Source organism: Microbacterium sp. HMWF026 (genome assembly GCF_003061325.1).
GTDB lineage: Bacteria > Actinomycetota > Actinomycetes > Actinomycetales > Microbacteriaceae > Microbacterium > Microbacterium testaceum_E.
In genome coordinates this window covers 1-7,489 of sequence record NZ_QAJB01000079.1, presented here as the reverse complement: position 1 = coordinate 7,489, position 7,489 = coordinate 1, and the positions used below count along the sequence as shown (strand labels likewise).

Sequence of the window (7,489 nt, the reverse complement as noted above, 5' to 3'; positions counted from 1 at the left end):
CAGCAGGGGATTGGGGGCATCCGTCATCGGTCCAGCCTAGGCGGCGGACCGTGCGCGGTCACGGAGAGGAACGGACGTCCGCGAGCATCCTGGGCTCACCCCCTCCGGCGGAGCGCAAGAGGCCCCGAAGCGGACGAGCCCGCCGCCCCCGACGGGGACGGCGGGCTCGGCGCGCGTCGAGATGCGGCTCAGGCGAACTCGGCGTCGTCGTCGTAGCGCACGACGACCTCGCCCGAGGCGTCCTGGCTCACGATGACCCCGGTGTCGAGCTCGGCGACGGGTCGACCCTCGAGGAAGGTCAGCGTCCACCGCGGGGCGGGGGCGCTGAGCCCGTCGGGGTTGAGCGCCGCCTCGACCGCGGCGATCTGCGCGTGCAGCGCCTCGGGAACGGCCTTGGGGGGCTGCTCACGGGCGGTCCAACGGGTTCCGAGATGCATCAGGCCTCCTGGGGTGCGAACACGATATCGGTGACGGTGGTGGCGTCGGCCTCGGCGAACGAGATCGCCTCGATCCGGCCCACGGCGCGCAGGTCGCCCTCGGCGAGGCGCAGGGCCTCGACGTGCGGACCGGCGACGGTGAGCGAGGTGACCGGGGTCTTCTGCGAGGCCTTCGCCTCGGTCTTGGCACGACGGATGCCGATGAGCGCGGCGCTGACGGCGGTCAGCACGGCCGGGTCGCCCTCGATGCCGAGCGGCTCGGGCCACGCGGCGGTGTGCACCGAGCCCTCTTCGAACCACGACCACACCTCTTCGGACGCGAACGACAGCACGGGCGCGAACAGCCGCACGAGCGTCGACAGCGCGGTGCGCAGCGCGAGGGCCGCGGACGCCTGTCCCGCGTCGGACTGGTCGTACGCGCGCTCCTTCACCAGCTCGAGGTAGTCGTCGCAGAAGGTCCAGAAGAACGACTCGGTGATCTCGAGCGCCCGCGCGTGGTCGTACGCCTCGAACGCGGCGGTGGCGTCGCGCACCACGGCATCCAGGGTCGAGAGCATCGACGCGTCGAGCGCGTGCGTGACCTCGGCGCCCTCGGGCACGGGGAAGGACAGCACGAACTTCGCCGCGTTCAGCAGCTTGATCGCGAGGCGCCGGCCGATCTTGACCTGGGTCGGGTTCTGGGGGTCGAAGGCCGCATCTGTGCCGAGGCGGCTCGATGCCGACCAGTAGCGCACGGCGTCCGAGCCGTGCTGCTGCAGGATGTCGGCGGGCGTGACCACGTTGCCCTTGGACTTCGACATCTTCTTGCGGTCGGGGTCGACGATGAAGCCCGAGATGGCGGCATCCGTCCAGGGGCTCCGGTCGTCCTCGAGGGCGCTGCGCAGCATGGTCGAGAAGAGCCACGTGCGGATGATGTCCTGACCCTGCGGGCGCAGGTCGAACGGCGACACGAGGTTCCACAGCTCCTCGTCGCGCTGCCAGCCGCCGGCGAGCTGCGGGGTGAGCGACGACGTCGCCCACGTGTCGAGGATGTCGCGCTCGGCGTCGAAGCCGCCGGGAACGCCGCGCTGGTCCTCCGTGTAGCCCGGGGGCACGTCGGTGGTCGGGTCGACCGGCAGTGAGGCGAGGTCGGGGGTGAGCACGCGGGTGTAGTCGCGCTCTCCGTCCTCGTCGAGGCCGTACCAGACCGGGATCGGTACGCCGAAGAACCGCTGACGCGACACGAGCCAGTCGCCCGTGAGGCCGTTGGTCCAGTTCTCGAAGCGCACGCGCATGAAATCGGGATGCCACGACATCTCGCGGCCGAGGGTCACCAGGCGCTCGCGCAGCTCGGCATCCCGTGCCCCGTTGCGGATGTACCACTGGCGCGTCGACACGATCTCGAGCGGGCGGTCGCCCTTCTCGAAGAACTTCACGGGGTGGGTGAAGGGCTTGGGGGCGCCCTCCATGGCGCCGGATTCCTGCAGCAGCTCGACGATGCGCTTCTTGGCGCTGAACACCGTCTTGCCCGACAGTTCCGCGTAGGCCGCCTTCGCGGCATCCGTCACGATCACATCGGGAGCGTCGGCGACGATGCGGCCGTCCTTGCCGATGATCGTGCGGTTGGGCAGGTCGAGCTCGCGCCACCAGATGATGTCGGTCACGTCGCCGAAGGTGCAGATCATGGCGATGCCCGAGCCCTTGTCCTTCTGCGCGAGCGGGTGAGCGAGCACCGGCACCTCGACGTCGAAGAGGGGCGTGCGCACGGTCGTGCCGAACAGGGGCTGGTAGCGCTCGTCGTCCGGGTTGGCGACGAGGGCCACGCACGCCGGCAGCAGCTCGGGGCGGGTGGTCTCGATGAACACGTCGCCCGAACCGTCGGTCTTGGCGAAGCCCACGCGGTGGTACGCGGCGGGCTGATCGCGGTCCTCAAGCTCGGCCTGGGCGATCGCGGAGCGGAAGTCGACGTCCCACAGCGTCGGAGCGAGCGCCTGATACGCCTCGCCGCGGTCGACGTTGCGCAGGAACGCCAGCTGGCTCGTGCGGATGGAGTCGTCCGAGATGGTGCGGTAGGTCTGCGTCCAGTCGACGCTCAGGCCCAGCTCGCGGAACAGGTCCTCGAACTGCTTCTCGTCCTCGACCGTGAGCTGCTCGCACAGCTCGATGAAGTTGCGGCGGCTGATGGGCACCTGGTCGGCGGCCTTGCTGCTCTTGTTGTCGCCGCCCGCGAACGGCGGGGTGAAGTCGGCGTCGTAAGGGAGCGAGGGGTCGCAGCGCACGCCGTAGTAGTTCTGCACGCGGCGCTCGGTGGGCAGGCCGTTGTCGTCCCAGCCCATCGGGTAGAACACCGTCTTGCCGCGCATGCGCTCGAAGCGCACCTTCACGTCGGTGTGCGTGAACGAGAACACGTGCCCGATGTGCAGGCTTCCGGATGCCGTCGGCGGCGGCGTGTCCACCGAGTACACGCCCTGGCGGCCGGCCTCGGCGGCGCGGAGGCGGTCGAACACGTACGTGCCGCGCTCTTTCCAGGCGGCATCCCACTTCTGCTCGAGGCCTTCCAGGGCGGGCTTGTCGGGAATGGTGGCCATGGGGGTACTCCTCGAGCGATATGGGCGGCACTGTGTGAGCGTGCCTGATGGGTGTGGCATCCATCGTATCGGGACGGGCTCGTCGTGTCCGAGGCGCGCGCGAACCCCCACTTTCCGCACCGGGTCCAGCAACGCGGGTAGGCTGGAGTTTCCCCACCAGATACTTCGAGGTTTCGTCATGCCTTCACAGCTTTCCCGTCGCGTGATCTCGGCGGTCGCCGTCGCCGCGGTCGCCGCTCTCTCGCTCTCGTCGTGCGCCGGTTCCGACCCGGCCGCCCAGGGCGACGGAGAGATCGCCTGGGCCATCGAGGGCGCCAACCTCTCGGCCGGCAAGATGGACCCGCAGACCAGCCAGCTCGACGTCACCGCCATGGTGCAGCGCGCCGTGCTCGACTCGCTGGTGTTCCAAGAGGCCGACGGGTCGTTCTCGCCGTGGCTCGCCGAGTCGTGGGACGTCGAGGACGGCGGTGCGAGCTACCTGTTCCGCCTGCGCACGGACGTGACCTTCCACGATGGCACGCCCTTCGACGCCGCCGCCGTCAAGGCGAACTTCGACCGCATCGTCGACCCCGACACCGCGTCGGCGCAGGCCGCGAGCATGCTCGGCGGCGATCTGTACGCCGGCACCGACGTCGTCGACGAGCACACCGTGCGCGTGCGTTTCAGCGAGCCCTACTCCCCGTTCCTGCAGGCCGCGAGCACGGCTCTGCTCGGCTTCTACTCGCCGCAGGTGCTCGAGACCAAGGCCGACCAGCTCGCCGCGGGCGGGCCCGACGTGACCGTCGGCACGGGCCCCTTCGAGCTGACCGAGTACACGCCCGACCAGGACATCGTCTACACCCGCAACGACGACTACACCTGGGGCCCCGACGGCACCGGTAAGCCGTCGTTCAAGACACTGCGGGTCGACATCCTCCCCGAGGCCTCGGTGCGCGTCGGCGCGCTGTCGAGCGGGCAGGCCGACGTCGTGACCAACCTGCCGCCGAACCTCGTCGAGCAGGTTCCCGCCGACGACACCGTCGAGTCGATCGCCTACCCCGGCCTGCCGTACTCGCTGTTCCTCAACGAGAAGTACGGCGTATTCGCCGACCAGAAGGTCCGCCAGGCGTTCACGCGGGCGATCGACGTCGACACGGCCGTGCAGCAGATCTTCTTCGGCCAGTACCCCCGCGCGTGGAGCATCCTGGGGGCGACCACCCCCGGCTACGACGCGAGCCTCGAGAACAGCCGGCCCTTCGACCCGTCCGCGGCCAACGCCCTTCTCGACGAGGCCGGCTGGACGGGACGGGATGCCGACGGCATCCGCACCAAGGACGGTCAGCGCCTCACGGCTCGCTGGATCGCCTGGACGCCCGTACCCGACGACCGGGCGGCGCTCGCCAACGCCGTGCAGAGCGATCTGAAGGCCGTCGGCTTCGACCTGCAGCGCGAGGTGCTCGAGCCCGGCGCGTACAACGAGCAGTACGGTCCCAAGACGTACGACGTCACCGACTGGGGTTTCTCGGGCGTCGACGCCGATCTGCTGCGGAGCCACCTGGCCACCGACGGCTTCCAGAACGCCTCGCAGGTGAGCGACCCGGCGCTCGACGAGCTGCTCGCCCAGGGCGCGTCGACCACCGACCAGGCCGCGCGCGACGACGTCTACGCGCAGGTCCAGCAGTGGAACGCCGAGCACGCCGCCATCGTGCCGCTGTACAGCCCCACGCTGATCTCGGCCGTGCGCCCCGACGTCTCGGGGCTGACCTTCGACCTGTACGGTCGCCCGCTGTTCGCGACCGCCACCGTCGGCTGAACACGGACCCCCGGATGCCACGCCCCCGCCCGCGCGCTCTGCTGAGCCGCCTCGGCGGGGTCGTGGCATCCGTCGTCCTCGTCCTGTGGGGCGCGGCGACGCTGGCGTTCGCCGCGTTCCGGATCATCCCGGGCGACCCGGTGTCGGTCATGCTCGGCCCGCAGGCGCAGGTGAGCGAGTCCGTCAAGGCGGGGATCCGCAGCGACCTGGGGCTGGACCGTCCCGTGGGGGAGCAGTACGTCGCCTTCCTCGGCCGGCTGGTCCGCGGCGACCTCGGCGAGTCGTACCAGCTGCGCCAGCCCGTCGCCGAGGTCATCGGCCGGCAGCTCGGACCCACCCTGCAGCTGTCGGCGCTCGCGCTGCTGATCGCGGTCGTCCTGGCCCTGGCATCCGCTCTGCTCGTACGCGGACGGACCGGGCCGGCCCTGGCATCCGGGATCGAACTCGTCGTGCTGTCGTCGCCGGTGTTCTGGACGGGGTTGGTGCTGCTGAGCGTGTTCTCGTTCCAGCTCGGGTGGTTCCCCGTGTCGGGCGCCCGCGACGGGGCGGCGATCGTGCTGCCGGCGGTGACGCTCGCCCTACCCGTGGCGGCGCTGCTGTCGCAGGTGCTGCGCGACGGGGTCGAGGCGGCCGAGCGCGAACCGTTCCTGTTGACGGTGCGGGCCCGCGGCGCGGCCCCGCTGCGCGAGAGCGTGCACCACACACTGCGGCACGCGAGCGTCGGGGGAGTCACCCTGGCGGCGTATCTCGTGGGCTCGCTCCTGGGCGGCGCCGTATTGGTCGAGACCGTCTTCGCCCGACCGGGGATCGGGCGTGTGACGCTGACGGCCATCACGGATCGCGACCTGCCCGTCATCACCGGGGTGATCCTGCTGAGCGCGCTGGTGTTCGTCGTGGTCAACACGATCGTCGACCTCGTCGTGCCGCTCATCGACCCGCGGTTGCGCGCGGCGAGACCCGGCCTGGCGGCCCGGACGGGGGTGCCCGCGTGAGCGCCACCACGGTCGCGCGACCGCGCGCGGGTCGGATCGTCGCCCTCTCGGCCGCGGGGGTGGTGCTGGCCGTCGTCGCGCTGGCCGCCGTCGCGCCCGGGCTGCTCGCCACGCACGACCCCCTGCTCACCGACGTGCGGGCGACGCTGCAGCCGCCGAGCGCCGCGCACCTCTTCGGCACCGACCAGAGCGGTCGCGACGTGTACTCGCGGGTCGTCCACGGCGCCGCCCGATCGGTGGGGATCGGCCTGCTCGCGACCGGTCTGGCCCTGGTCGTCGGCGTCGTCGCCGGGTCGCTGTCGGCGGTCGCACCCCGGTTCGTGGATGCCGCGGCCATGCGCGTGGTCGACGTGCTGCTGGCGTTCCCCGAGTTCCTCGTCGCCCTGCTCGTCGTGGCGGTGCTGGGTCCGGGGGCCGCGAACGTCGCCCTGGCGGTGACGCTCGCGGCCGTTCCCGTTTACGTGCGGCTGGCGCGGGCGCAGACGCGTTCGCTGGCTGCGACCGAGCACGTCGAGGCCGCGCGGATCATCGGGGTCCCAGCGGCCCTGGTGCACGTGCGGCACGTGCTGCCGGGGGTGGTCGGTGCGGTGAGCGTGCTCGCCACGATCGGCGTGGGCACGAGCATCCTCGCGGCGGCGGGGCTCAGCTTCCTGGGCCTCGGCCCCACCGAGCCCACGCCGGAGTGGGGACTGATGCTGTCGGCCGGCCGCAACCTGCTGCTGCAGGCGCCCTGGGTCGCGCTGTTCCCGGGCCTGGCGATCACGGCGACCGTGGTGAGCATCAGCGTCGTCGGACGCATCCTGCGCGCCCGAGCAGAGGAGCGGGGCGCATGAGCGACGGCGTGCACGTCCGCGGTCTGCGCATCGACGGGCCCGAGGGTGCTCTCGTGCGCGACCTCGACCTGGACGTGCGCGCGGGGGAGTGCGTGGCGCTGGTCGGTGAATCGGGCGCCGGCAAGTCCCTGACGGCCAGAGCCCTGCTCGGGCTGACGCCCGCGTCGACGCGCGTCAGCTCCGAGACCCTGCGCATCGACGGGAACGACGTCCGCGGTCTATCTCCACGCGGCTGGCGGACGCTGCGCGGACGAAGCATCGCCCTCGTCTCGCAGGACGCGCTCGTGTCGCTCGACCCCCTGCGGCGCGTGGGTGCCGAGGTCGCCGAACCCGTGCGCATCCACGAGCCCGCCGTGCGCGGCGCCGCACTCGCGGACCGCGTGCGCGCCAGCCTCGAACGCGTCTCGCTCCCCGAGCCCGACCGGCGTGCGCGGCAGTACCCGCACGAGCTGTCGGGGGGACTCCGCCAGCGCGCCCTCATCGCCTCGGCCCTCGCGGCCGGTCCGGCCGTCCTGGTGGCCGACGAGCCGACGACGGCTCTGGATGCCACCGTCCAGGCGCGCGTGCTCACGCTGCTGCGTCGCATCGCCGACGACGGGGTCGCGGTGCTCTTCATCAGTCACGACCTGGGCGCCGTCGCCCGCGTCGCCGATCGCGTGGTGGTCATGCGCGATGGGCGGGTCGTCGAGACCGGAACCACCGCCGAGGTCTTGGCATCCCCCCGCGATCCGCACACCCGTGAGCTGGTCGCGGCGGTGTCGCACGAGCCCCTGCGCCGTGCTCCGCGCACCGACGAGCCCCTCGTCATGGGCGAGGGGCTCGTCAAGAGCTTCGACGGGCGTCGCGCGGTCGACGGGGTGTCGTTCGC

Annotated in this window: 6 protein-coding genes; 4 read left to right on the top strand and 2 right to left on the bottom strand. The window is 71.7% G+C overall.

Annotated features, from left to right (window positions below):
- Window positions 1-188: 188 nt before the first annotated feature.
- Window positions 189-437, bottom strand: a complete 249-nt coding sequence (locus DBR36_RS03780; RefSeq protein ID WP_108317638.1) for a hypothetical protein — start codon at window positions 435-437, stop codon at window positions 189-191.
- Complete coding sequence (valS, locus tag DBR36_RS03775; RefSeq protein WP_108317637.1) at window positions 437-3,004, bottom strand: valine--tRNA ligase; 2,568 nt, start codon at window positions 3,002-3,004, stop codon at window positions 437-439. The genes DBR36_RS03780 and valS overlap by 1 nt, the downstream gene beginning before the upstream one ends.
- Before the next feature lie 178 nt (window positions 3,005-3,182).
- On the opposite strand from valS, the gene DBR36_RS03770 reads away from it, so the two are divergent.
- The 4 genes from DBR36_RS03770 to DBR36_RS03755 form a co-directional block, all read left to right on the top strand.
- Window positions 3,183-4,796 carry an ABC transporter substrate-binding protein gene (locus DBR36_RS03770; RefSeq protein WP_108317636.1) on the top strand — a complete coding sequence of 538 codons (1,614 nt, stop codon included), beginning with the start codon at window positions 3,183-3,185 and terminating at the stop codon, window positions 4,794-4,796.
- 14 nt (window positions 4,797-4,810) lie between these two features.
- Window positions 4,811-5,788 (top strand): ABC transporter permease, encoded by a 978-nt coding sequence (locus tag DBR36_RS03765; RefSeq protein WP_108317635.1) that lies wholly within the window; start codon window positions 4,811-4,813, stop codon window positions 5,786-5,788.
- Window positions 5,785-6,621 (top strand): ABC transporter permease, encoded by an 837-nt coding sequence (locus DBR36_RS03760; RefSeq protein ID WP_108317634.1) that lies wholly within the window; start codon window positions 5,785-5,787, stop codon window positions 6,619-6,621. The genes DBR36_RS03765 and DBR36_RS03760 overlap by 4 nt, the downstream gene beginning before the upstream one ends.
- The coding region (locus DBR36_RS03755) for an ABC transporter ATP-binding protein (protein WP_146185212.1) at window positions 6,618-7,489 on the top strand (872 nt) is incomplete at its 3' end. The genes DBR36_RS03760 and DBR36_RS03755, both read left to right, overlap by 4 nt.

Bases quoted from the DNA above. Each gene is read 5' to 3' on its own strand.
- DBR36_RS03765 (WP_108317635.1), top strand. From the start codon at position 4,811: ATGCCACGCCCCCGCCCGCGCGCTCTGCTGAGCCGCCTCGGCGGGGTC.
- valS (WP_108317637.1), bottom strand. From the start codon at position 3,004: ATGGCCACCATTCCCGACAAGCCCGCCCTGGAAGGCCTCGAGCAGAAG.
- DBR36_RS03780 (WP_108317638.1), bottom strand. From the start codon at position 437: ATGCATCTCGGAACCCGTTGGACCGCCCGTGAGCAGCCCCCCAAGGCC.
- DBR36_RS03770 (WP_108317636.1), top strand. From the start codon at position 3,183: ATGCCTTCACAGCTTTCCCGTCGCGTGATCTCGGCGGTCGCCGTCGCC.